Genomic DNA, 24624 nt, shown 5'->3' with positions numbered 1-24624 from the left:
AGGGCAGCGCCGACGGGCTAGAAATCTGAATCCAAAGTTGAAGAATTCTTGCGAAATGTTCGTCTAAGCTCATTTCCCTCGGGGGCGATCGGGCGAATTTTTGATCGCTCTGCTCCCCAATCGAACTGCCAGCCCAACCATTTCGCGATCGTTTCAGGGTTAATTAACAGATATCCTTTATCTACAAAAAAACTGGGTGGAGATGAACAATGGGTGAATCCAAACGCCGCAAATCCCTCCTTGGGGACGACTACGGCAAGGCTCAAGAAACGATTTTGCCCAACGTGCCAATTACCAAACAGCAAGCCGATCGGTTCGTGAAGATCACCAGTCGCGGGGCTTGGATTGGGATCGGCACGCTGTTGGCCGCTTGGCTCACCATTCGATTTGTGGGGCCGGCCTTTGGCTGGTGGCAGGTTAACTAAAATCAGTGGGGCGATCGTCCAATAATCGCGCCATCATCGCGCCATTATTGATACCCTTGGGAAATCTTTGGGAAGCGTCTGCTCTGCTCAATTGGGCAACCGGCCCCCTGTGACCTGTTGCGATCGAATCCTAAGAATTCTCAACGGTTGTTCCTATCCCCCCGGATCCGAATCAAACCATGGGAAGATCGCAATAGTCCCCATCATGTCGGACTTTGAGCGCTTCCTTGGCTTAAAACATCCGTGCCAAGATCCGCGCCAATCCGTTGCGAAGAAACCCCCAGGCAGTTCCGCATCCACTGCCATTCACCCCCTGACCTGCCATCCCGATCATCCATTCCCCGGGGACGGTCAATGTAACAATCCGAACAACGTAGCCAAAAGTTTGGATCAGGGTTTTCAGGGGCAATTTCTAAGGGCCCAAGCTCCAGGATCCTTGGAAATTGATGAGCGTTTCTTCAGTGATTTTTCAGGAAAATCTGCTCAATGCTGGCCAAAGTTTGATCCCGAAACCACTCGAAGCACTGTGTTCTTTCATACGGACTGGTGACACAGATTAGTGGGATCTTGCCAGCAGTTTACAGGTCACCGATGCCGCCCTTGCACTAGGGATAACCATCCCAAACCCAGCATTGGGCAGACTAGGGCCTTTGTCGCCTTCCATTGTTAAGGGGCAGCCCAGGGCGATCGCCCCAAGCATCACATCAATCGAATCAGCGAAACCAATCAATCCGTTGATTGCTTGCTGAAATTCTTAAGAGACTATAAAAATCGTAATCAGCCTCTACAATGAAACCAGAAGATCGAGGGTAAGCCGTGTTTCTCAGACTTGCCGAGCAACATCGCCAGTTTGTCAGGGATCTCGTCATGAGCCTGCAGGCCTTGGCCAATGTTCTAGAACGCCGGGGCTATTTGGCCTCGTGCTATACCTGTGGCGATCGCATGAACAGCGCATCGTTTATGGTTAGTCTCGGCGATAATCACCTGATCCGGTTCCTGGTATCCGACTATGGAATTACCTGGACGGAGATGCGCGATGATCGCGAACTCATGAAAATTGAAGGGGCTGAGGCGATCGGGCAGCTCCAGGAACTGGCCAAACTGCTGAAGGTTTCTGAAAATTCCCCATTAGCCGATCGTTCCGTTCCCCAATCCCCCGTCATGGGCACAACGGCTCCAAACGCTTCAACCCAGATGTTGGTGGGCTAAGGTTAAACAGCAAACCGCGCTTGGTGGCCGGTACGCTGGGACATTGCCAACGTTGCACCATGCAAACGTTGCACCATGGATGAGTCCAATTTCCCCCAGTGCGCCATCAAGACCGGTGGCCGACCTGCGCGATCGCCCAGTCAGCACGCAGCCATGACTCAGTAATTACTCGGTCGCTCAAAATGCAGGTGGCAACTCGGGGGTGGTTGTGTGTATCGTTGGAATCCTCATGCCCCTAAGCTGAGGAGGGTGTCAAGTGTCTACCTCAACCTCTGCGCTTCGCGGTTGATTGCGTTTTAACATCCTGCCCCTATGAACCCCCGCGCTGTCGATCCTCGCACTCCCGATCGCCCCCCGATCGATGCTGACGAGCATCGAGAGCAAGCCTATGAGCTGTTTCTAAAGCTTTACAACAACCATCGCGACTTCTTTGATGAGCTGCTGGATGCGGATCAGCAACAGGTGGGTGAACACCTCCGCAGCAGCCGTTATGTCCAGGGCATGGTGCGCGGTCAGCAGGCCTATCTGATTTCCAACCTGATTAATGGCAAAAGCCAATCCCTGCTGCAATACCAAATGATTTGGATGATGGGGCGCGATCCCCAAGCAGCATTGCCGATTCCCGATCAGCGTCTTTCCCGTCGTCACGCAGTAATTCAATACATTCCGCGCCGGGGTTTTTATTTGGTGGATTTGGGCAGCACCAACGGCTCGTTCATTAACGGTCGGCTGGTGCGGGGTCGCCACCGGTTGCGGGATGGCGATCGACTGCGGTTGGGGGGCTTTTCGTTTGATTTCTTTATCTGCTACAGCTCCCAAACGGTGAATTCGGCCCCGGCCGATTTGATTGCCCAACTCCAAGCCATGCCGATTCCCGAGGAAACGGATTCCAGCTTGCGCTACAAGGATGCGTTATCCGTGCCGCTGGCGGAGAAGTTGGCGGCGGAGGAAACGATGCTGGCCAGCGGCGAAGGGGCCGGCGAGAATAATGCCCCGGTGGATGGTGAGGATGATTTGGGGCCGCCGCTGCCGGATCCCGAGGGATTTGCGTTTTAGGGTTTTACTGTTGTTTTTTTCGGTTAGTCGGTTAGTTGGTTGGTCAGTTGGATTAGTCAGTTGGTCGGTCGGTCAGTTGGATAGGTTGCAGCGGCTCCAGGGCTAGCAACCGCTGGGTTCCATGATCGTCACCAGATCCACGCTGAATTGGGTCTCGAAAATGGGACATTCACAGTCCAGACTCCACCGCTCGATCGCGCAGTCATCGTGGCGATCGGCCGGTTCCAACAACAATCGAAATTCGCGACTGGGGGGCCGAAACTGGCATTGCACCCGGCGCACCGCTTGAATTTGACGGCGATCGAGGGCTGCGGCCAGGCGCAAAATGGCGCTCAGCTCGTCCACCATTTGCCGATAGCGCTTGCCAGCCAGGGCCTGATAGCCCTCGTGTCGTTTTTTGGGAGCGCTCTTGCGGTGGTAGCGGGCCAGGTTGGCAATCACTTCAATTTCCGTTTCCGTGTAGCCCAGCAGTTGCCCGTGGCGGATCAGGTAATAGGCGTGCTTGTGGTGGGCATCATGGCCCACGTGATGGCCGCATTGGTGCAGGACGGCGGCGGCCCACAGCAACTCGCGGCTATTGTCATCCCAGTTGTGCAATAGCCCTTGGGTTTGGTCAAACAGGGTGAGGGCCATGGCGGCCACATGCTCGGCGGAAGGCAGGTTCACCTGATATTTTTTGGCCAACGCCAGAACGCTGCGTTCGCGCACGGAGCTTTGGAACCGCAGGCGATCGTCAATCAGTTGGTGCTGCAACATCCAGTCAACGATTACGCCTTCCCGGAGCGATCGCTCGCACACCACCAGTCGATCGACTCCCAACAGATCCATAGCCTCTTGCAACACCACGGCTCCGGCCAGGATAATTTCCGCCCGCCGATCGCTCATTTCCGGCAGGGTCGATCGCTCCTCAATGTCCATGCGGCGCAGTCGATCGACCCATTCTCGCAAGGCCGCCAACGGCAACTCACAGCCCTGCAACGGGGAGGGAACATAGCCCGTGCTGTCCGCCGCATGGATGGCCGCCAAGCATTCTGCCGTGCCCGACGTGCCCACCAGGGTCAGTTGATCTGCGAGGGGATGTTTGACCAGTTCCCCATGCAATTCTTCCACCGCCCGCTCCAACATGCCCCGGGCATAGGCCCGCAGCGCCTCATAGTCCATGTCCGTGATCGGGTCGGTGCGGACAAATTCCGTGGTGAGCCGCACGGCCCCCACCTTGGTGCTGCTCAGGTAAAGGGGTTCACGCCCATCCCCCAAAATCAACTCCGTGGAGCCACCGCCAATGTCGATGATGGCGTGGGGCTTGCCATCTAACTCCATGGCCGACAACACCCCTAGATAAATGCGGCGGGCTTCTTCGGGCCCGGCGATCGCATTCACCTTCATGCCCACATCCCGCGCCACCCGTCGCAAAAAGTCTCGGCCGTTGGGAGCTTCCCGCACGGCACTGGTGGCCACGGCAATCACTTCATCCACTTGCAGGCTCAGGGCCAGGTCATAGCACCGTTGCAGGGCAGCGATCGCCCGATCCATGGCTGCCTCTGTCAAATCACCGGTTTTGGGATCGCGCTCACCCAACCGCACCGTACTTTTCTCGCGGGAAATGATGTCGAAGGCGGGCAAACTGGGATCCACCTGCACAATGGCCATGTGAATGGAGTTTGTGCCGATGTCGATGGCGGCCACAACGGGACGGCTCGATCGAAAAGCGAGCGGGGCAGGCGAAGGAGACAGGGTTTGCATGGTTTGCATGGCGGGTCTAGGCCGATTTTAATACCGCAGTTGATCAGATGCGCATTCCAGTTTGTGGATTGGCTGAACAGCAGAGAAACTCCGGATTGGGCACTTGATTTTGCGAAGTGTATTGCAACGCTGCTTTACACCCTGCGAGTGCGTCCGATGCTGTTGTCTACTCTTCGATCGATTACAGCCCATAGCCAATTGTGGATGAATCCGGTGATGGATCAGGCGGCGGCCACCCACTCGCAGCCCGATCGCGCCATTGTCCTCGGAGGAAGTTTGGCGGGTCTGTTGGCCGCCCGAGTTTTGGCCGATCGCTTCCAAACCGTCTTGGTTTTGGAACGGGATCCCCTGCCCACCCCCTGGGAACGACCCGAAACCCCGGACGAAACCTGGTGCAATCGCCGCCCTGGCACGCCCCAGGCTGACCATGTGCATGTGCTGTTGGCGCGGGGACAGCAGATTTTGGAATCGCTCTTTCCTGGATTCGCCAATGATTTGGCCACATCCGGAGCAGTGGAAGTGAACTGGACAGCCGACTGCGCCATGATGGGCCTCGGCAGTTGGAATCCACGGGTTTCATCGGATTTGGTGACCCGCACCAGCAGCCGATCGCTCTTGGAAAACTTGGTGCGGCGACGGTTACAGGCCATTCCCAACGTGATTTTTATGTCGGGGGTTGCGGTTCAAGGGCTAGTGGTGGCGGGCGATCGGGTGACGGGAGTGCGCCTAGAAGGGAACTCTGCCCAAAACCTGGTGAGCACCTTGGCCACGGAAACCCTCTTGGGGGCCCAATTGGTGGTGGATGCCATGGGACGCAATTCCCAAATGCCCCGCTGGCTGCAACAGTTGGGCTATGGCTCCGTTCCGGAAGTGACGATCGATGCCAAGTTGGGTTACGCCAGCCGTTGGTATCAAATGCCCGCCGACTATTTGGCCCAGGTGGCCCAGGATCCGGAAAACACCTGGAAATCGATTTTGCTGTGGGCCAAGCCGCCCCACCAACCCCGCGCCGGGGTGCTCTATCCGGTGGAGGGTAACCGCTGGGTGGTGACGGTTTCGGGAACCAATGGCGACTATCCCCCGGCCGATGAGGAAGGGTTTCTGGCCTTTGTTCGCAGCTTGCGGGATCCGGCCATTGCGCGGGCGATCGCCTCGGCGCAACCGATTTCAGACATCAAGCTCTATCGGGGCACGGCTAACCGCTGGCGACATTACGAACAGTTGGCCACGTTCCCGATCGGGCTGGCCCTGTTGGGGGATGCGGTTTGCACCTTCAACCCAATTTATGGCCAGGGCATGACCGGGGCCGCACTCGGCGCGGTGACCTTGGGTGATTGTCTCGATCGGGCCCAATCGGAACTGGGCTTAGATTGGGGACAATTTACCCACCTGTTCCGGCAAGAGTTGGCCCGCGTGATTCAGTTGCCTTGGTTGATGGCCACGGGGGAAGACCTGCGTTGGCCCGCCACCGAAGGGCCGCGACCCGATCGCCCTACGCGCTGGATGCAAGCTTATCTGGAGCGAGTTTTGCATCTCACCGATGCCCACAAGGACATCCATGAAACTGTCTGGAAAATCCAGCACATGATCCTCTCTCCCCAAGCTCTATTTCATCCCTCGATCATGATGCGGGTGGGGGGCGCTTGGCTCTATCAACGGCTGCTGGCCAATTGGTTTCCCGCCTGGGGGCCCGAAAACCTGAACCTCACGCCCTCGTTCTTGGGGGCCCGACGTTAGGGGCCGATTCTCCAGGGGCCGATTCTCCTAATCGTTCGTTACGTCCGGCACATCCGAGAGCACTCGGCCGGGAGTCGAAGCCGCTGGGGCTGTTTCTGCCTCGGCGGCTTCGTTGTTGTTGGCATCGTTGGTGGCTTCGTTGGTGGCATCTTCCGCCGGGGCGGCCGCTTCCGCATTCGATGCGGCTTCGCTTTCCGGGGCATTCTCCGCAGGCGTTGCCCATTCTTCCCCGATCGCCAGGGTGACCCGATCGGGGCCGGCGGCCCGCAGCTCACTGACCAACTGCAACACCTTTTCGTAGGGCAAGTTGCGATCGGGCTGAATTAACACCACACCCTTGGGATTCTTGAGGTAGTTCTGAATATCCGCCTTGAGTTGATCCTTGGGAATGGCGCGATCGAGCACCACCGTTTGTCCCTGGCGATCCAGCTTAATCAACAAGGGCGGTGGCGGCGGCCCCTGGTCGGGTTCCGCAGGCGCATCCTCACCGCTGGCGGGCAGGTTCACTTCCAGGCTGTTTTGGCTGCCCAACACCATGGACAAAATGATGAAAAAGGTGAGCACCGTCATCAACACGTCCAGCATCGGCACAAGGTTGACTTCCGGGGGCTTGTGGTGAGTCTGTCGATTGCGCGATCGCATGGTTGAGAATCCACTCCGGTTGAGGGGGGCATGAGCGCCAAAGGAACAAGGCAGCGGCAGGCAACGGCCACAAGAACTAACCGGCCTGGCGGTTGATTAACCCTGCTCGAAGGAAAGACCGACCCGATCGCCCCCCACAGCTTTCAGGCGCGTCAAGACTTCTTCAATCGATCGAAACGGCAAGGTGCGATCGGCCTTCAACACCACCATCCCATCCGGCTGTTTGGCAAAATAGTCCGCCACGGCTTGGTCCAGTTCCGCCGGGGTCACCGGTTTGTCATTCAGCAAAATCTGCTTTTTTTGGTCTAGCCCCACCAGCAGCGGATCCTTGGGAACTGTCGCCGCCGCTGAGGTTTTGGCCTTGGGCAACTGCACGTTGGGCATCTGCGCCCCGGTCAGGGTCATCGACACCAAAATAAAGAACGTGAGCACCGTCATCAACACGTCCATCATCGGCACGAGGTTGACATCTGGGAGCTGATTGGCCGATCGGGTCTTGGGTCGCATGGGGCCTGGTTTCCTGTCCTAATCCACTCCTAATCCACCAACGACGGCGGGCGATCGGCATAGGGCAAGGGGTCAAACCCATGGGTTGGCCGTTCCCCACCGGGCGATCGACCGCCACCGCTGGGCAAGTCTGGCGTGGGGAACAGGGGTTCATACCAAACCTGGCGATAGATCAGCTCCAAGCGACTGCCCACCTCGGTGAAGTAGTCAATTTGCTGAGATTGCAGCACCACCAACACCCGAAACACCACCAAAGCCATAATCGCCACAATCATGCCAAAGGCCGTGGTCAACAGGGCTTCACCGATCCCCGCTGCGGCGGCCGTGGCGGCCTTGGTGTCGCCGCCGCCACCAATGTTCAAGTTATTGAAGGTGGCAATTAGCCCCGTCACCGTTCCCAGCAGTCCCAGCAGGGGGGCAACGGCCACGATCGTCTCCAGCAATTTATCGCCCCGTCGCATTTTCACGAACTCCCGTTCGGCGGCCGTTTCCAGCGCCAAATTAAACGTTTCCGGGGTGGCTTGTTTCAACATCAAGGGAGCCAACAAAAATCGCCCGATCGGGAGGGTTTGGGCCTCGCGAGCCGTGATCGCTGCATCCTCCAGGCTATACTTTGCCGCCGCCAATACATCATGGACAATGCGATCTTCCTGGGCCATTAACCGCACCCAAAACACTGCCCGCTCCAGGGTCACGGCCACCGTCGCGATCGACATTCCCAGCAGGGGCCACATGACCGGCCCCCCTTTCACCAGCAAATCAAAAACCTGAGACATGGCCGCCCTAAAACCCAAAAGCGTTGTGATACCTAGCGTTGCCGATTCCCATTGATCCCGCTCGATCGCCCCTACCAGTCCCAAGCATCCCATTGGTTAGTCGATTTGGTCAGTTGATCGATGTCCTAACCGATCCCCGGGTAGCTGCAAGGTTCGATCGCACCCTTAACTCACGGCCTTCGCCTGATTGGTTCAGTGCGATGGCAGAGTCCGTAATCAATCACAAAATATCAGAAAATACCAATTATTTATCAGTTCATTCGTGTCATTGATTCACAGGTCAATCAATTCACTGATCAACTCGTCAATACAATGCAAGAAAAACCAGGAAATTAATGCAAGAAGAAAAAACAAAAGGAGCCAGAACTAATCTGAATTTTACCAATACAGTTAAATTAAATTCTGAAATTGGCTTGCAATTTTTCAGCAATTCTTAGAAGAGAAATTCTTGAAAAGATGCTCTCTAGAATGCTTTTTAAAAATACTTTCTAAAATGCTTTCTAAGAATCATACAACCTTTACCTAGAATTATTGGCACGCCATATTGCAGATGCCATAAAGCAACGGTTTGGTGGGCACTGCCCACCCTACGGACGACTGTGCTTAGTAATCGAAGTAAGGGCTGTATGGAAGCTTTAGAAGTGCTTTGCTTCGGAAGGATTTTGAAAGAAGCCCTCGAATCTGCTTCGACAGTCGCCCGTGAAATGCTCTTAACTTAGGCGATTCTATTGGGTCGTGCAGATTTTTAGCTGGAAATGTGACTATTGAGAACTAATGAGGGTTGATTGAGCACCTTAATCAATCCATTTAGGCGTTCAAAGCTGTTTTTGATTGCTCTTGTCTAAAGTCAATCTTGCTTAAATTAAGAAAAGTTTAAATGTAATTAAATTTTTGCGTAAGACGCGAAATTACACGATTTTTGGTCACTTTGTTAGAAGTTCACGACGAACCAGAATGAGCTTAAATTTTCTTTAACCCATTCTTAATTCAATAGCAGACTTCCAATAACCGATTTCCGAAATAATGAGGCTGCTAAGTTGGAATTTTTTAACAACTTCTTGAAATTTGTTTGTTTTTGATCACCCACTTCAGGCAGACAGGTGTTGAGTCGGTGATTCAATTGCCAGCAAATTTTCAATGAATCGCAAGCCAACCCAAGGCAATGTCGATGCTCTGTTGGCATCACACAAAAGACTGCATCAATTCCGCACCAATTGAGTGCGGCCAAGATCTGAGCCAGCAGTTTCAATCGCCAATGGTTTTAAGGTTTCGCTATTGGGCCAGAGCTTGAACATTGACTGACGGCTGCGGGCTGGGTCTTGGGGTGGGTTGCTGGTGTTCGTAATCAATCTTTGTGCTGGAGTGAAGTGTTTATGATCTCTACGAAGTTGCGTCGTCGGAGCGCGATTTTGGCCGGAGCAGTGGCAGCGCTGGCATTTGTTACGAACTGGGGTACCCAAGCCGCTCAGTCCCAGAACAACACGATCGCCATTGATGGGTCGAGCACGGTGTTCCCCATTACGGAAGCGGTGGCTGAAGAGTTCCAAGCTTCCAAGCGGGGCGCGGTGCGGGTGACGGTTGGAATCTCGGGAACCGGCGGTGGTTTCAAGAAGTTCTGCAACGGTGAATTGGATATCAGCAACGCATCGCGGCCGATTAAGGAAAGCGAGCAACAGGCTTGCGCCGCCAAGGGAATTGAGTACGTGGAACTGCCAGTTGCCTACGATGCGCTGACGGTGGTGGTGAACCCCCGCAACACTTGGGCCGCTAGCATGACCACCGCAGAATTGAAGGCGATGTGGGAAGGGGCTGCGGAAGGAAAAATTACGAAGTGGAGCCAAGTTCGTCCCGGCTGGCCGGATGTGAAGTTCACGCTGTTTGGCCCCGGTGCAGATTCGGGCACGTTTGACTACTTCAATGAAGTGATTTTGGGCAAGGACAACAAGAGCCGCACGGACTACACGCCCAGCGAAGATGACAACGTTTTGGTGCAGGGCGTTTCGCGCGATCAAAACGCCTTGGGCTATTTCGGCTTCGCCTACTATGACCTGAACAAGAGCCGCGTGAAGGCGGTGGCCATTGACTCGGGCAAGGGTGCTGTGATGCCGGCCGTAGCAACGGTGAATGACGGAACCTATAAGCCGCTGTCGCGCCCCATCTACATCTACGTGAAGAAGTCGGCGCTCGATCGCGCGGAGGTGCGCGAGTTTTCGGAGTTTTACCTGAAGAATGCGACTCGTCTGGTGCGGGAAGTGGACTACGTGCCGCTGCCGGATGCGGACTACCAAGCGGCAACCCAACGCTTGAGCCAACGGGAAGTGGGCCGCAAGCCGTTGCGGGCGGGCCTGTAGGCTCGATCGCCCAGATAGCAGGCGGCTCTGGGCAACTGCGCATCGATCGAACTCCACTGGGGATTATGGGTCGATCGCGACGGTGGCCCAGTGCTTGAGCGAATCAAACCGAATGAACTGGGGCAAGCGGTCTGCCGATGGGGTCGATCGCTTGCTCCTTTGATATCAAGACCTATGGCTTTGCGAGATTCAACTCCCCTCAACCCTTGGCGGCGATCGCGCGATCGACAGCGCTGGACTGAACGGGCGATCGAACTGTTGCTGTTGCTGGCGGCCCTCTCTTCGATCGCCACCCTGCTCGGCATTCTTTACGTTTTGGTGGGTGAATCCCTACAGTTTTTTCAGCAAGTTTCCCTTTGGGAATTCATTACCGAAACCCGCTGGACACCGCTGTTTGGCGATCCTAAATATGGCATTTGGCCGCTGCTGTCTGGAACCTTAACGACCACCTTTGTGGCTTTGCTCATTGCCATTCCCTTCGGCACTGCGATCGCCATTTATTCCAGTGAATTTGCACCCGCCACGGTGCGCGAAATTCTAAAACCACTGCTGGAATTATTAGCCGGTGTGCCCAGCGTTGTTTATGGCTACTTTGCCCTGTTGGTAGTCACGCCCCTATTGCAACAGGTGCTTCCTTGGCTCCCTGGTTTCAATATGATCAGCGCGGGCGCAGTCATGGGATTAGCCATTATTCCGCTGGTGAGTTCCATCAGTGAAGATGCCATGCAAGCCGTGCCCAATACCCTGCGCGAGGGATCCTATGCCATGGGGGCAACCAAGCTACAAACGGCGTTGAAAGTGGTGTTTCCGTCAGCTATTTCCGGGATTATGTCCGCCTATATTTTGGGCACATCCCGCGCCTTGGGGGAAACGATGATCGTGACGATCGCGGCGGGGTTGCAACCCACCCTCACCTTCAATCCCTTTGAGCAAGCTGCCACCATCACCGCCTACATTGTGCAGGTCAGTATGGGCGATTTGCCCCACGGCACTTTGCAATATCAAACCATTTTTGCCGCAGGATTAACGCTGGTTCTTTTAACCCTTGTCCTGAACATTATTGGTCACTTACTGACAAAACGTTATCGCGAGCGTTACTGATGTTAGCTGCCAAATTTTCAGACCTCATTACACCCCAATTGGGTCACCAACTCCATCAACGCAAGCTGCTGAATCTGGGCTTTATGGTGATGGGTTTGGTGGCAATTATGGTGGCATTGTTCACCCTGGCAGCCTTGATTATTCATATGGCCATGAGTGGCTGGCCAAGGCTCAGTACCTGGGAATTTTTCACGGCTTTTGCCAGCCGCCGCCCAGAACGCGCCGGTATTTTAGCCGCTTGGGTTGGCAGTTTGTTAGTGATTTCGGTGACTGCCATTGTGGCAGTGCCGATCGGGGTAGCAGCGGGTATTTATTTGGAAGAATATGCTCGCAAAAATTGGCTGTCAGAATTGATTGAGATAAACGTCACCAACTTGGCTGGAGTTCCTTCCATTATTTATGGACTCTTGGCCTTGGGTGTGTTTGTCTATGAATTCAAGTTTGGGCGTAGTGTTTTAACGGCTGGTTGCACGCTGGCGCTGTTGATTTTGCCGATCGTAATTGTGACCACGCGAGAGTCCTTGCGATCGATTCCGCAAATGGTTCGCGAGGCAGCCTATGCGGTGGGAGCCACCCAATGGCAAGTGATTTGGCACCATGTTTTGCCCTACTCGATCGGGGGCATTTTGACGGGAACGATCATTGGTTTGTCGCGGGCGATTGGTGAAACCTCTAGCTTGATCACAATTGGTGCTTTAACCTTCATTGCCTTTTTGCCCGAGTCTCCTTTTCAAGGCAAGCCACCTTTTGTGTCCTGGGAATGGTTGAATTCTCCCTTCACCGTGATGCCAATTCAAATGTTCAATTGGGTTTCTCGGCCCAATCCTGAATTTCAGGTTAACGCGGCAGCAGCAGGCACAGTGTTAATGACCATGACTTTGCTGATGAATGGCCTTGCAATTTATCTCCGCTATCGTCTGCGTCAAGGAATCAAATGGTAACCAGCAGTTCACAGACTATGCAGCGACTTGATAGCCAATTTCCCATTAAAGCCGAAGTGCGATCGCTTGATTTCTACTACGGCCAGTCCCAGGTGCTGAAAGATATCAACCTTGCGATTCCCGATCGGCAAATTACAGCCCTCATGGGGCCTTCGGGGTGCGGCAAAACAACCTTGCTGCGGTGTTTTAACCGAATGCATGATCTATATCCTAACAATCGCTATCGGGGCGAAATTCTCTTAGATCAACGACACAATATTCTCAGTCCCACCATTGACCCGATCGAGGTGCGGATGCGAATTGGGATGGTTTTTCAGAAACCGAACCCTTTTCCAAAATCGGTTTATGAAAATGTAGCCTACGGTTTACGGGTTCAGGGTCGAACTCAGCGATCGGACTTGGATGAAAAGGTGGAAGCGGCCCTCAAATCAGCCGCCCTTTGGCATGAGGTAAAAGATCGCCTAAAAGAGCCGGCTTTTAATCTTTCCGGTGGTCAACAACAGCGGCTTTGCATTGCTCGTGCCCTCGTAACCAACCCCGATTTAGTGTTATTTGACGAGCCAACCTCTGCGTTGGATCCAATGTCAACGGCGCATATTGAAGAATTAATGCGGCAACTGAAAGCCCAAGTCACGATCTTGATTGTGACCCACAGCTTGCAGCAGGCAGCACGGTTTTCAGACTATGCCGCTTTTATGTATTTGGGAAAACTTGTGGAATTTCAAAAAACGACAAAGCTGTTTGCTGAACCACAAGATCCACTGACCCAATCCTATTTATCGGGCAGTGTTGGCTAAAGAATTTTGAGATTTTTAGCATTCATTGCTGAACTGTTAATTGGCGTTGCTTTTGATTTTGGCTTTGATTTTAACTTTGGCCTTGACTTTGATTTTGGCTTTGATTTTGGCTTTGATTTTGATTGCTATTTAGACCGGTTGCCATTACTCACTTGGACGATCGCCTCCCATGGGTTCTTCACCAATGCTGAACTTTAAACTTGATTCCCTACCCTGGGCTGCCAACCAGTGGAAACAGATTCAGCGATCGATTCCCTATTTGCTGAACCTGTGCAATCGGCCATTGCTGTTTGTGGCGATCGGGTTGCATGTGGCGGTGTTGATGTTGCCCACACCCGATCGCACTGAAACCGAAAAACAGCCCCCCAAGGAAGTGATTAAGGTTTCCCAATTGAGCGCCGCCCCCCCAAAACCGAAGCCTCAAAAACCCAAAAACGCCAAGCCCAAGCCCCCAAAACCGAAGCCCCAAAAGCCCAAAGCCACGCCCCCCAGGCGATCGCCCGCGTTGGTAGCCACGCCGCCCAAACCCAAACCCCAGCCTACGGAACCAGCCAAACCCACCCCCACCGCAAAGCCGGAACCCACCCCCAAGCCCGATCCCCAAGGCGAAGATCCCTTAGCCAATACGCCACCAGTCAACACGCCCCCCGTGAATCAGGCGGGCGGCGACAGCACCGGCAGCGGCAAGGGATTGGTGGATGAATTAAGCAAAGAAATCCTGGCTAAATTGCTGGAAAGTGGCACGAATGATGAGGCCACGCTTCAGGAATTTATGGTCAGTATTCCTGAAACTATTCCTGAGGGAATTTATGGGGATTTTGTGGGAGCCGATGGCCAAATTTTGGTCGATCGCGGGGCCTTTGCCTCGTTGGCAATTCCTCAAATGTCTGCCAATGCTGCTTATTTGGATTACATTGAGCCAACCCTGTCGCAAAAACTGGGATTTGAAGTCACGGAAATGGATCCCAACTACGGCGGATCCAAATTGTTCATGGCTAAAAATACCGGTGGGATTACTTTCTTTTTCAGTTTGGTGAAGCTGACCAATAGTAGTGGCGCTTTTATGGTGCTTTGGAAAACGGATCCGAGAACCTAGGCAAATCTGGGCTGAAGTTTCAGATCACTGAAGGCTAGATCAGCGGCACTTGATTAAAGACGTTCAATCAAAATGGGCGGTGACTGGTGGCGTTGGGGCGCTTTGGCATCTTCAACCGAAATGGCCAACGCCTTGACATATTCAAGATCTAAAAAAGCCTTCGGCAACACTAAATTTTGAACCCGATCGCTTGGTTGATTCACCGAAAACACATGGGTCAAGATGGCATTTTTATGATCCGTTGTGAATGGAGCCTGGGGATCCACCACCGTCCAGAGCACATAGACCTTGCCCGGCGCGAGGGGCGGCAATTGATCCACTCGCAAACGACCGACCATCCGGGACGGATCAACCTCGATCGCCACCGCTGCGTTGGTTCGGCCAGCAGGCGATTCCTGATTGGCGGTGCGCAACACCACGACGATCGGGCGGCCGGGCGCTTGGGCCTGTTGGGTTTGCAACGATCGCCACAACCACCAATTACTCGCCGTCAAGGCCGCAATGATCGCCGCCGCCGCCCAACCGGCCCGCTGGGCCCAACGAGGCAATTGCTGAACTTCTGCCCACCAGGTCGATCGGGTCGATCGGGTGAAGGGAGGCGATGGTAAAGCCGAATCCGACGCGGCGGACAATGCCAATGGCTCCGGTGGTGCAGAGTCCAGCGATCGAGCCGCTGGGTCAGCTTCCGCCAAAATGCGCGATCGCAAGGCAGCAGCAGGCTGCACGGGCGCAGGCAAGTTCACCAAGTCCCAACTGGTTTGCAGTTCTTGCAAGGTTTGTTGAATCGCCGCCTCATCCCACCGTTGGGCCAGGGCGGCCGCCTCATCCGCATCCAAATCATTCAACACATAGCCCGCCAACAACCAATCCATCTCGATCGGCTCGATCGGCTCGATCGGCTCCAGGGCGCGATCGGCTGCGTCAGCATTGGCCAACGGTTCAGCGGTGGGGGCTGGCTCGGGCACGGGGTTGGAGCCGTCGGAATGGGGGGGAAGGATGGGAGAAGTCATGGGGCTAGGCATCCTCCACAGCGGGCTGCAAGGTTTGGCGCAGCTTCAGCAATCCCCGTCGGGCCCAAGCTTTGACCGTTCCGAGGGGAAGACCAAGGCGCTCGGCAATGGCCGACTGGCTCAGGCCGTCGCTGTAGGCTAACTGCAAAACTTGGCGCTGATTTTCAGACAGTTGGGCCAGGGCCGCACGCACCTGGGCCGCCGTCTCGGCTCGATCGAGCGACTCCGCCAACAGATCCGGCGGTTGAGCAATGGCCTGTTGTTGTTCCGTTTGCCAAGTTTCCAAGGAAGCCCGCGCCCGGCGTTGGGCCCGCAGCCGATCAAGGCCGCGCGATCGCGTCAAAATTGCCAAAAATGTGCGCAAGGATCCCCGATCGGGGTCATAGGCACTGCGCCCAAGTTGCAAAAAGATTTCCTGAGTTAAATCTTCCGCATCCTGCACATTACCCAACAATCGCAGGGCGATCGCATAGACCACCCCCACATGGCGATCGTAGAGCTGCCCCAAGGCGGCCCGCTCCCCCCGTCGCAGCGCCTGCCACAGAACCGCATCACTCGGCTCGGGCGGGCCCACAACTTGGCTTTTTTCCTCCGCTGCCCAATCTGGGCCGGAGCCAAGCTCAGGGGATTGGGCATCCATAGGCAATGGCGGTGGATCTGGCTGTCTTGATACCGGCAATCCTGGGCCTCTGAGGGCTGGGGCCACGGGCGAAGCATCGGTCTGCGTAATGCTGTTGGCATTCTCCCCGCCACAGGCAGCTCGAGAATTGCAAACCCACAGACTGAAGCCACGAACCTCGCGGCCAATTGCAGCCTAGCACGCTCCAAAAGCGCGGAGTTTCAGACCCTAACTTTCTGCAATTTCCCGATGTACTCTAGCCAGCGGCCGGCTCCCCGTCGATTGATCGCGGGGAGTCCGTCAACCCCAAAGCTGAGCGCCTCCGTGCTTCAGCCAAGGGAGAAGCTAAAGCGGCTTCAACACGGCCCGCAGCTCGCCACCACGGTTTTTAGTGGTGTGCAAATCCACATAGAGCATCCCCTTGCTCAACGCATCCAACTGTTCCACCGTGAGCATGTAGTCACCCATGGCGCTGCCCAGTAAGCCACTGTCATCGGTCATCACTTGCAGGGCGTATTGGAAAGGGCCATTTTCGGTGGCCATGCCTCGGTGAATGTGAAAGGCGGAGGTGATGTTCGGGTTCGGGGGGCTAACGGGATCCGTAACGTAGTTGCGCAGGGGGCTGGATAGCTCCCGAAAACTGCCCCGCACCACCAAGCGGTTACCCGACAGGACGGCTCCCACGGTTCCCCAAGCGCCGCTGTTGGCTCGCACGGGCACTGTCTCAGCGGTGCTCATTTTGGCCACAAAGGTTTTTAGCTCGCTGGCTTTGGCTCCGCTGGCCAACAGGGTTGCCTTGGCCGCTTGCAGATTTTGATACACGGCGCGATCGAGCAAATTTGCTGGCTGCATCGGGCCAAACTGGCTCGCTTCCACGAGCATAGGGCGATCGCCCGCCCAGGCCGCCCCTGGGCCACCCACTGGAGCCAGGGCAAAACCGTGAAATACAACGGTTAACAAACCACTAAGCACAAACAACAGGGCCGATCGCACCCACAATCGCCAGCGAACGGCAGAAACAGCACCTTGGGCAACAGGACGGGGCAATGGATTATGGCGCATGAAAGATCATCCTGAAATCAAAATCGGGTTTGAGACCTCGGGGCGATCGCGCAGAAGCAAGGCCGGTTGCACTAACGGCCGGTTGTACTAACGGCCGGTTGTATTGAAAGTTGCACAAAAATATTGCGCGCCTATTGCACACCAGGCCCATTGACCAACAGGCTGCACTGAGATCAGCCACCCTGCGCGATCGCTCGATTGGAGTACGTCACCCGATCGCGTTTTGGATGCAGTCTTTTAGAAATTTAGAAATTGGGATTCTAGAAGTCTAGAAATTTAGATTTTGGAAATTGGGATTTTAGAAATTTAGAAATTGGGATTCTAGAAATCTAGAAATCTTGGAAAGCTGGCAATCTGGCTCAACGCCAGTGGGCCCGGCCCCGCCAAAACACACCGACCAAAATCGCCATCACCATCAGCTCGCTGAAGGAAATCAGCAACACCGGCAACGGCAACAAACTCAAAAGACCCAGCTCGCCCCCCACACAAGCCACCAGGGTCCACAGGCTGCCCCCATTGAGTCGCACTTGCGGAAACAGCCGCTCGGCACAATGCACCGCCAAGGCTCCCACACCCAGCCCGATCGCCAGGATTAAAAAAATAGACCAGGATCCCAACCCCATCAGCCCCGCCGCGAGGGGCGGCCAGGCTTCGGCCAGGACAATTACGCCTTGGTCGATCGCCATGGCCAGGGCGAGGCTGAGGGCCGCCGCACCGGCCATGGATCCCCAGGGTTGTTGGGTAATTTGTCGCCAAGGTTGGCTCACGCGATCGACTCCGAAATTGGGCTAGGCTTGGGCGGGTTTTTGGTGGCGCACTTCCACCACGGTGTGGACATTGCCACGGGGGTTAAAATCACCAACGATCGTCGCTTCCAACGGATCAGCGGCTGCCACAAAGTCGTCCAAAATTTGGTTAATGGATTCCTCGTGGGAAATGTAGCGATCGCGGTAGCTGTTGATATAGAGCTTGATCGCCTTCAGTTCCACAACTTTTTGATCGGGCACATAGTCGATCGAAATTTTGGCAAAGTCGGGATAGCCGGAAAAGGGGCATTTGCAAGTAAATTCCGGCAAGCTAATTTGCACATGATAGATCCGACCCGGCCGCGGATTGGGGAAGGTGATCAATTGCCCTTCTTCGATTTGGCGCTCACCGTATTTCACGGGTTCGTGGGCGGTGTCAGCGGTGGCTTGGCTCATGACTGTGGCTCTGTGAGGTTGCGAGACTGGAGAACAGTTTACAAAACTTGATGGACTGACTCCAGCCAACTAGCCCCATTTCGGCCACGGGCGATCGCGCGGCCGATCGCCCTAGCCCGATCGGGAAATCCACATCGCGCCAGTCCACAACCCAGATTGGGCAGTCGATCCTGAGGGCGATCGTTGATAATGGCCGGGAGTCTTTGCCGTTATTCAACGTTGGGTTGAGTTGAGCTATGGATAGCAACGTTTCGCCGAAGTCCCTTGTGTCATCCGGGCCAAGCGGTTCCCAAGGCACAATTCCCGTGGCGGTTTATCGCCAATTGGCTTCGGAGCTGCAAGCTACCCGCGCCATGTTGGAAGCGGTGCAAAAGCACAATGCCCAACTGACCCAACAGCGCGATCGCCTGCGATCGGACTTGGATGCCTTGGCGGAAGCCGTGGCCACCCTGCGGGCCAACGCCACGCCCCAGGATGCCCCGCGCCCCTTAGATCCCAATCCCTTGAGTGTTGCGCCCAGCGCCCCGATCGCCCCGCCACCGCCGATGGCCGCCAGGCCGCCCCAGCCCGCCTTGGCCCCCAACGCCCCGATCGCGGGAGATCCGTTCCAGCAAGCAGCCGTGAGCGATTGGAACGCCTTGCCAGACTTGGAACCCATGGCAGAGTTCTATGGAGCCGCCAACGAACCGCAATCGACCCGGCTGGGAGGCTTGGGCAACTTTGGGCGATCGACCCCCAACGGCGGCTCCGGCGAGTCCAGCTCTGGCATTTGGCCCATTTTAGCGATCGCCCTGATTGCCATGACGGCCTTTGGCATTAGCTTTGCCCTGGTGCGGCCGATCATGGACAGCAAGCAAAAACCCTTCCAGCCAGCCCAACCCCAAATTCAGCCCAACCCCAGCCCCAACGCAGCGCCCGCCAACCCTCGCTAGTTGTCGCCACCGGCCTCAAACATCCCCTAGGCAACGGTTTCCAAGAGCGCCACGGCATAGGCACAGATGCCCTCCTCGCGTCCCGTGGGGCCCAATTTTTCGTTGGTGGTGGCCTTCACACCAACGCGATCGGGTTCAATGCCCAAAACTTCCGCAAGGCGCGATCGGATGGCGTTGATGTGGGGTTTCAGTTTGGGCCGTTCCGCCACCACCACCGAGTCAATGTTGCTGACCTGCCAACCCCGATCGCGCAAAAGCTGGTTCACCTGCGCCAAAAGCTTCAGGCTGTCTGCCCCTTTCCATTGGGGATCCGTGGGCGGAAAGTAGTGACCAATATCGCCCAAGCTGAGGGCCCCCAACATCGCATCCATAATTGCGTGGGTCAGCACATCCGCATCGCTGTGGCCTTCTAATCCCAACTCGTGATCGATTTTGATGCCGCCCAAGATCAAGTCCCGATCGGGCCCCAGGCGATGAATGTCATAGCCATTGCCAATCCGAATTGCCATCGTTTTTCCTCCTGTATTTGCATCCCCAATTCAGCCACTGTTGAGCATGTCTGAACAGCCCAAATTGATTTGCTTAATCCTGCTTAATCCTGCTTAATCCACCTCTAGGATTGGGTAGGTTGAATCAGCGGCAATAGCTCCGATCGCCGTTGATTCCAAGCAGCCAAAGCCGCCGGATCCGAAGGGGTATTGAGCTTCAGCAAAACTACCCCATCTTCCACCATTTGCACTCCATATTGACCTTGGGCCAACGTGCGATCGACTAAGGGAACAAACTCCCGCAATTCCCCCCGTTCCTTGCTGAAGGCCACCTGATAGCGGGCTAAATGCCAAGTATCCGCCACCAAATAATCAGCGAAATAAATCTGTTGATCATCACGGCGAATTTCCGTCCAAGGGAGGCGAATAATCGCTCGGCGGCTGGAAAGGGGCGGAACCAAATAGGTCGTGGCCGCAATGCTCGCATCTTCAGGAATTTGGGCCAAAACCTTGCGCACATGGCCCACATGGCTCCACTGTTCCGGCAGCGACACATAAACCCAAGGCTGCACCGAATCGGGAATCAGAAAATATAAAGCTCGATGGGGATTGGAGGTGAAGGAAAACAGCAGCGAGAGGGCAATGCAAGCGGCCCAAAACCGCCGAAATTTCGGTTGTTTGAATCGATCGCCATGGGACTTCCACCACAAAATCGCCCCATAGAACATCCCCGGCACGATCGTGATCGCGTAGCGAATATTAATGGACAGGGCCGATTCCCCTTGCTGCAAGAAAATTTTCAGCAACCCGAACCCAGAAATAATCCAACTGGCGGGAGACAAGGCCGGCACAAAAGCCAAAGGCAACCAATGACCCGCCAAATATTTCAATGTTTCAAAGGGCGGATTCACCAGTTCCCAAACCAACAGCCAAGGCTGGGTCAACATGGCTTTCAAAATGTCGATCGAGGAAGCCTCCTCTTCTCCCACATATTGCCCAAAGCGCTCGATCATGAATCGCTTGGAAATATCTGGCGAAAAGAAGGGCATGAAGACATTAGTACAGGTCACCACATACAGAAACGACAGGGTACAAAGCCCCAATCCTTGGGATGGAAACCGGCGACTCAAGACCATGTAAGCCCCAATGCCAAATAACCCAATCCCTTGATCTTCACGCACCAATAGGCTGAGGCCTGCCACCAGCCAAAACAGCCACCAAATCCGCTTTTCCATGGCCAACAAAATGGTGAAGAAAAAGAGCGGAATTTGGCACAGATCGTGAAAGTTGGAAAAGGTGGGGCCAATGACGGCGTTGGCCGCATAGTAGCCCGTGACAATCCAAGCGGAAACGGGGCCACTGAGGTGTTGCCGGGCCAGGGCATACAGCACAAAGCCAGCGGCGGTAATTAGCCCCACTTGCAAAAACACCAGGGTGACTGCTTGGGAATGGAGGGCATAAATCGGCAGCCACAGGAGCAAGGCGGGGGTGAAGTGTTGCCCCAAACGGCGATAGAACACTTCGGCGGCTTGCCCATCTTGTTTGACGGCACTGGAGAGGGAGGAAGAGAGAGAACTCTCGAACCAGCGCCCGTGCAGGTTATTCCAAAAAACTTGGTTAAAGATGCCCTGATCGTAGGAGGCGTAGAGGGTGAAGTAGCGGTGCAAACCCAGGATCAGGGTCACTGCGCCGAACAGGGCGGCCACGATGCAAACATGGCGCAGATTGGGGCGATCGCGCAGGGTATTGCGCCCGAGGGTGAACCATTGGTTAACGACTTGCATGGTCGATCGCGCCTTGAGCCGGTTGATGGGGAACTGAAGCGAATGGGGAATCCGGGGGCTATTGTGCCACGCGGGGTTGTCCTTCGTGGGCATCCGAGGGCCAAACTGGTCTGGGGTGCGGCTGGGGCGAGTCTGGGGGCGGGCGATCGGGCAATCTTAGGCGATCTCGGGCGATCGGTTGGGTCTGGAGGATCAGAATAGGGGATCGGAAGATTCGCAATATTCCGTAGGGCCCCTGAGGGGCCCGCTTAAGAAATTGCTGGAACTCTTCAAAGAAACGTTAAATCTTGCAAACAAACTCCACCGTTCCCCAAGGTTTCGGTTCAAGATAGCCTCAAATTTGCTGTGTTTCGGGCGTTTCACCCCTTCAGAATCTATGCTGAACGTTTCCTTGTCCTTGCTGGCGGCTGTCCCCACAACTCTCGAATGGAGTCCGAAGGTGGGTGCGGTGATGATTGCTTGCAATGTGCTGGCGATCGCCATCGGCAAATACTCGATTAAGTATCCCAGTGCGGCTCCGGCCCTGCCCTCGCCCGCTTTGTTTGGGGGGATGGGTTTCCCGGCCCTGCTGGCCACCACGAGCTTTGGCCACATTCTCGGGTTGGGGACGATCCTGGGCTTGTCCTACCTGGGTGCGCTGTAAGGGGCGATCGCCCGATCTTGAAACTACCTGGTCATTCAGGGTGCATCGAACTCACCCAGGTTTTGGCAGGGCGCGTGTCCAAAGGAGACCTGCAATTTCGCAAGACTCGGGCCGCAATGTGCTAAAAGTTGGTGTGCCAAAAATAGTTTCCACTCCTCGCACCGCCATCGTCTAGCAATCGTTTGTGTGCCGATCGGGTAGGGTTGCGTTTTGAATTCCAAAGCGACTCCTCTAATCCAAAGCTTCTTCAGAACTGATTGATAACGAATGGTTGACGCGCCAAACTCCGGGACAGCATCCCCCGGGTTTGGCGCATTTTTTTGGGCTGGCCAGGGCGATCGACTAAGCATTCACCAAGCATCCGCTGCAAGAGTCCCAGGGGCCACAGGATCCTCGGGGGCAAGGGGTTTAAACCCCTTGTGTGGTGGGTGGGTGCTCTGGTGAGTGGGTGCTCGGGGCAGAAGGGCGAAGGATTAGTGGGTGAGGCGATCGATCACGGCCGGCAGCCATTGGCCGGGAATGCTGGAGAGGGCGCGGCTTTGGCCCTCAAGGCCCAGATGTTGATAGATGGCGCGAATGGTGGCAATCGCCCCGCTGAGGGCCCGATCGCGCAGGGGAGGCTGATCCCCATGGACGGTCAGAATTTGCACGTAGGTCGCGAGGGCCCGATCGAGCTGGACTGCCCGATCGCTCACCGTCAGGGGCAAGTAGGAATCGATGCCCAACTGTAAGTAAATCCAGGCCAACTGGCTGGCGGCGGCGGCGCGATCGAACCCAACGGGAATGGTGGGGTCAATGGTCAGGGCTTGGGCATAGGCCTGGGCGGCCCGTTGCCAGCAGTCTCGCCGCCGTTGGGGATCCAGCGGTTGCAGTTGCCGCCCCAGTTGCCAATAGGTTGTGCCCAGGTTGTTTTGGGTGGCCGCATAGGCAGCAGGGCGATCAGCCGGGCTGCGATAGGGCAAGGCCGCTTCAAAGGCGCTGGCGGCCAGCAGCAGCCATTGTTCTTGGGTATCCACTTGGGCCAGGTTTAGGTAGGCGGTTCCCAAATTCGCCTGCACCGTGCCATAGAGCAAGTCGGGTGGCAGGCGCTCATCACCGGGATGCGATCGCCCGGCGGCCGGTTCGGCCCCTGGCTGTTCTGCATAGTCCGCCAAAGCTGCTCGGTAACTGTCGATCGCCCCTTGCAACCGGGTCACCGAGTCGCCATAGCGGGCCCAACTCCAAAGGGCCGTGCCCAAATTATTGCGGGCCGCCACTCGCCAAGCCCGATCGCCACCGGAGCCATCCCCGATCGCCGCTCGGTAGGCCAGCACCGCCCGCTCCCAAGCCCAGGCCGGATCGCCCCAGCGCACCCAATCGCCATAAACTCCGCCCAGATCGTAGTAAAGCGATCGGAGGGCGGCCGGCTCTCCGTGAGTTTTCACCCAGTCGATCGCCCGTTGATAGCACTGGGCCGCCGTTTCCAAGCTGGCCCGGGCCACCTCCGCCGCCACTCCCTTGACCGCAGCCTTGGCGCGGGCCGCCGTGGCTTCCATCACCCACCGCTCCCAAATCGTCGGCGCGGGCGGACAGGGCGGCACAATCGGCTTGGCTCCTTCGTTGGGTCGGGGCAACACCGTCAGGGTCGGCCGTCCCCGATCGCGCCCAACCCAGGATGCTGCCCGATCGGCTCCCGACAAGGGATTCAGCAACACCGCTGGCTGGCCTTCAAACTCAAACGTGCCCGTGCAACAGGCCCAAAACTGCGGAGCCGATTCCCGAATCGTGTATAGCCAAGGTCGGGGAACCCACAACAACAGACTCAAATTCCCATGGGCCCAATTGCTGGCCAAGGCTTCCAATTCCGCTAAAAATTGCCGTTGCAGCCGGGCCGCTTGCCGGGTCAGTTGTTCCACCCCCAACAGTTGCACCGTGGTTTCGGAAAGGGACTCGATCGCCCCCGCCAGGGTGGGTTGATGGGGTTCCAGGCGCAAAGTGGTTAACTGCGGCGCGGGCAACTCCTGGGCCAACCGTCCCGCCAGTCGATCGCGCAGGGGCAAATCATCACAAACCACTAAAAACACCTGCCGCCGCAACCCCAACCCCAAGGACAGCCGCAACCGTTGATATAGCTCTTGGTTCCAACTGCCGGCCGCGGCGGAACGGGCGATCGAACGGCTGGCCCGAGGGCGATCGGTCAAACTCTGGCTCGATCGACGGGCAGACCGAGCAACCCCCGGCACTTCCAGCAAGGACGAACCGGAACCGGCAAAACTTGACAGGATAGGCAGCAAAGTGGGCATGGCCAGCGTCCAGAAGCACGAGCGTAATCTCCTCTTCAGGACAGGGCGCGCCGCTTCGGGATTTCCAAGGGCGATCGCCCGCCAATCGCCATTCAATTGCCGTTCGATAGAAAATATTGGCGAAAATTGGTAAAAATTGGCGAAAACCGATTGGCGCGTTAGCCATAGCCCCTGAACATTTCGCGATACTTTGATCGCAGGACTCGATCGCCCCGCTTTCC

General features: G+C 56.0%; 24 protein-coding genes. 11 read left to right on the top strand and 13 right to left on the bottom strand.

All coding sequences use genetic code 11. The annotated features are described in order from the left end of the window. Nucleotides 1-209: 209 nt before the first annotated feature. The 3 genes from H6G53_RS11585 (at nucleotide 210) to H6G53_RS11575 (ending at nucleotide 2690) form a co-directional block, all read left to right on the top strand. Complete coding sequence (locus tag H6G53_RS11585; protein ID WP_099532373.1) at nucleotides 210-425, top strand: DUF2839 domain-containing protein; 216 nt, start codon at nucleotides 210-212, stop codon at nucleotides 423-425. Between the two features lie 816 nt (nucleotides 426-1241). Beyond that, the gene (locus H6G53_RS11580; protein WP_099532372.1) at nucleotides 1242-1634 is read left to right on the top strand and encodes a DUF1815 family protein; all 393 of its coding nucleotides are present in this window, start codon (nucleotides 1242-1244) and stop codon (nucleotides 1632-1634) included. A gap of 312 nt (nucleotides 1635-1946) precedes the next feature. Further along, complete coding sequence (locus H6G53_RS11575; RefSeq protein WP_099532371.1) at nucleotides 1947-2690, top strand: FHA domain-containing protein; 744 nt, start codon at nucleotides 1947-1949, stop codon at nucleotides 2688-2690. A 102-nt stretch (nucleotides 2691-2792) separates the two neighbouring features. Here the strand turns inward: H6G53_RS11575 and H6G53_RS11570 are convergent, their stop codons facing one another. After that, nucleotides 2793-4433 carry a Ppx/GppA phosphatase family protein gene (locus H6G53_RS11570; protein ID WP_242030691.1) on the bottom strand — a complete coding sequence of 547 codons (1641 nt, stop codon included), beginning with the start codon at nucleotides 4431-4433 and terminating at the stop codon, nucleotides 2793-2795. Between the two features lie 156 nt (nucleotides 4434-4589). Between H6G53_RS11570 and H6G53_RS11565 the strand changes: the two genes are divergently transcribed. Next, nucleotides 4590-6170 (top strand): NAD(P)/FAD-dependent oxidoreductase, encoded by a 1581-nt coding sequence (locus tag H6G53_RS11565; RefSeq protein WP_190533069.1) that lies wholly within the window; start codon nucleotides 4590-4592, stop codon nucleotides 6168-6170. Nucleotides 6171-6197: 27 nt separating this feature from the next. Here the strand turns inward: H6G53_RS11565 and H6G53_RS11560 are convergent, their stop codons facing one another. From H6G53_RS11560 to H6G53_RS11550, 3 genes are all read right to left on the bottom strand, one after another. After that, on the bottom strand, nucleotides 6198-6812 hold the full coding sequence (locus tag H6G53_RS11560; RefSeq protein WP_190533066.1) for a biopolymer transporter ExbD: 615 nt from the start codon (nucleotides 6810-6812) through the stop codon (nucleotides 6198-6200). A gap of 96 nt (nucleotides 6813-6908) precedes the next feature. Further along, entirely contained in the window at nucleotides 6909-7319 is a 411-nt protein-coding gene (locus tag H6G53_RS11555; protein WP_190533063.1) for a biopolymer transporter ExbD, read from the bottom strand. A gap of 29 nt (nucleotides 7320-7348) precedes the next feature. Continuing rightward, complete coding sequence (locus H6G53_RS11550) at nucleotides 7349-8095, bottom strand: MotA/TolQ/ExbB proton channel family protein (protein ID WP_190353486.1); 747 nt, start codon at nucleotides 8093-8095, stop codon at nucleotides 7349-7351. A 1373-nt stretch (nucleotides 8096-9468) separates the two neighbouring features. Here H6G53_RS11550 and H6G53_RS11545 point away from each other — a divergent pair. The 5 genes from H6G53_RS11545 to H6G53_RS11525 all read left to right on the top strand — a co-directional run bounded on the left by H6G53_RS11545 (nucleotide 9469) and on the right by H6G53_RS11525 (nucleotide 14381). Then, the gene (locus H6G53_RS11545) at nucleotides 9469-10446 is read left to right on the top strand and encodes a PstS family phosphate ABC transporter substrate-binding protein (RefSeq protein WP_190533061.1); all 978 of its coding nucleotides are present in this window, start codon (nucleotides 9469-9471) and stop codon (nucleotides 10444-10446) included. A 174-nt stretch (nucleotides 10447-10620) separates the two neighbouring features. Then, nucleotides 10621-11547, top strand: a complete 927-nt coding sequence (pstC, locus tag H6G53_RS11540; protein WP_099532366.1) for a phosphate ABC transporter permease subunit PstC — start codon at nucleotides 10621-10623, stop codon at nucleotides 11545-11547. Continuing rightward, a complete protein-coding gene (pstA, locus tag H6G53_RS11535) occupies nucleotides 11547-12488 on the top strand; it encodes a phosphate ABC transporter permease PstA (protein WP_190533058.1) in 942 nt (313 codons plus the stop codon). The genes pstC and pstA overlap by 1 nt, the downstream gene beginning before the upstream one ends. 17 nt (nucleotides 12489-12505) lie before the next feature. Further along, nucleotides 12506-13285, top strand: coding sequence for a phosphate ABC transporter ATP-binding protein PstB (pstB, locus tag H6G53_RS11530; RefSeq protein WP_099532364.1), 780 nt, complete (start codon nucleotides 12506-12508; stop codon nucleotides 13283-13285). Between the two features lie 169 nt (nucleotides 13286-13454). Then, a complete protein-coding gene (locus H6G53_RS11525; RefSeq protein ID WP_190533055.1) occupies nucleotides 13455-14381 on the top strand; it encodes a hypothetical protein in 927 nt (308 codons plus the stop codon). Nucleotides 14382-14434: 53 nt separating this feature from the next. Here H6G53_RS11525 and H6G53_RS11520 read toward each other — a convergent pair whose 3' ends face one another. The 6 genes from H6G53_RS11520 to H6G53_RS11495 all read right to left on the bottom strand — a co-directional run bounded on the left by H6G53_RS11520 (nucleotide 14435) and on the right by H6G53_RS11495 (nucleotide 18422). Then, nucleotides 14435-15391: an anti-sigma factor gene (locus H6G53_RS11520; RefSeq protein ID WP_190533052.1), complete on the bottom strand. Its 957-nt coding sequence runs from the start codon at nucleotides 15389-15391 to the stop codon at nucleotides 14435-14437. Between the two features lie 4 nt (nucleotides 15392-15395). Next, on the bottom strand, nucleotides 15396-16031 hold the full coding sequence (locus tag H6G53_RS11515; protein ID WP_190533047.1) for a sigma-70 family RNA polymerase sigma factor: 636 nt from the start codon (nucleotides 16029-16031) through the stop codon (nucleotides 15396-15398). Nucleotides 16032-16355: 324 nt separating this feature from the next. Continuing rightward, entirely contained in the window at nucleotides 16356-17072 is a 717-nt protein-coding gene (locus H6G53_RS11510; protein WP_190533043.1) for a CHRD domain-containing protein, read from the bottom strand. 359 nt (nucleotides 17073-17431) lie between these two features. Further along, nucleotides 17432-17839: a peptide chain release factor 1 gene (locus H6G53_RS11505; protein WP_190353492.1), complete on the bottom strand. Its 408-nt coding sequence runs from the start codon at nucleotides 17837-17839 to the stop codon at nucleotides 17432-17434. 21 nt (nucleotides 17840-17860) lie between these two features. Then, complete coding sequence (gene queF / locus H6G53_RS11500; RefSeq protein ID WP_099534845.1) at nucleotides 17861-18274, bottom strand: preQ(1) synthase; 414 nt, start codon at nucleotides 18272-18274, stop codon at nucleotides 17861-17863. Continuing rightward, the gene (locus H6G53_RS11495) at nucleotides 18255-18422 is read right to left on the bottom strand and encodes a hypothetical protein (protein WP_190533040.1); all 168 of its coding nucleotides are present in this window, start codon (nucleotides 18420-18422) and stop codon (nucleotides 18255-18257) included. Before H6G53_RS11495 ends, queF begins: the two co-directional genes overlap by 20 nt. Before the next feature lie 88 nt (nucleotides 18423-18510). Here H6G53_RS11495 and H6G53_RS11490 point away from each other — a divergent pair, with 88 nt between their 5' ends. Next, on the top strand, nucleotides 18511-19206 hold the full coding sequence (locus H6G53_RS11490; protein WP_143473160.1) for a septum formation initiator family protein: 696 nt from the start codon (nucleotides 18511-18513) through the stop codon (nucleotides 19204-19206). Between the two features lie 26 nt (nucleotides 19207-19232). Here the strand turns inward: H6G53_RS11490 and ispF are convergent, their stop codons facing one another. Further along, complete coding sequence (ispF, locus tag H6G53_RS11485; RefSeq protein WP_190353495.1) at nucleotides 19233-19715, bottom strand: 2-C-methyl-D-erythritol 2,4-cyclodiphosphate synthase; 483 nt, start codon at nucleotides 19713-19715, stop codon at nucleotides 19233-19235. Between the two features lie 104 nt (nucleotides 19716-19819). Next, the gene (locus tag H6G53_RS11480) at nucleotides 19820-21478 is read right to left on the bottom strand and encodes a DUF2079 domain-containing protein (RefSeq protein WP_099534848.1); all 1659 of its coding nucleotides are present in this window, start codon (nucleotides 21476-21478) and stop codon (nucleotides 19820-19822) included. 376 nt (nucleotides 21479-21854) lie between these two features. Here H6G53_RS11480 and psaK point away from each other — a divergent pair, with 376 nt between their 5' ends. Then, the gene (gene psaK, locus H6G53_RS11475) at nucleotides 21855-22121 is read left to right on the top strand and encodes a photosystem I reaction center subunit PsaK (protein WP_099534849.1); all 267 of its coding nucleotides are present in this window, start codon (nucleotides 21855-21857) and stop codon (nucleotides 22119-22121) included. Between the two features lie 473 nt (nucleotides 22122-22594). Here psaK and H6G53_RS11470 read toward each other — a convergent pair whose 3' ends face one another. Further along, complete coding sequence (locus H6G53_RS11470; RefSeq protein WP_190533037.1) at nucleotides 22595-24403, bottom strand: hypothetical protein; 1809 nt, start codon at nucleotides 24401-24403, stop codon at nucleotides 22595-22597. Between the last annotated feature and the right edge of the window lie 221 nt (nucleotides 24404-24624).

The sequence above is a fragment of the Limnothrix sp. FACHB-406 genome (assembly GCF_014698235.1).
GTDB lineage: Bacteria > Cyanobacteriota > Cyanobacteriia > CACIAM-69d > CACIAM-69d > CACIAM-69d.
Note: the sequence above shows the minus strand (reverse complement) of the source record. Positions and strands in the feature narration are given on the sequence as shown.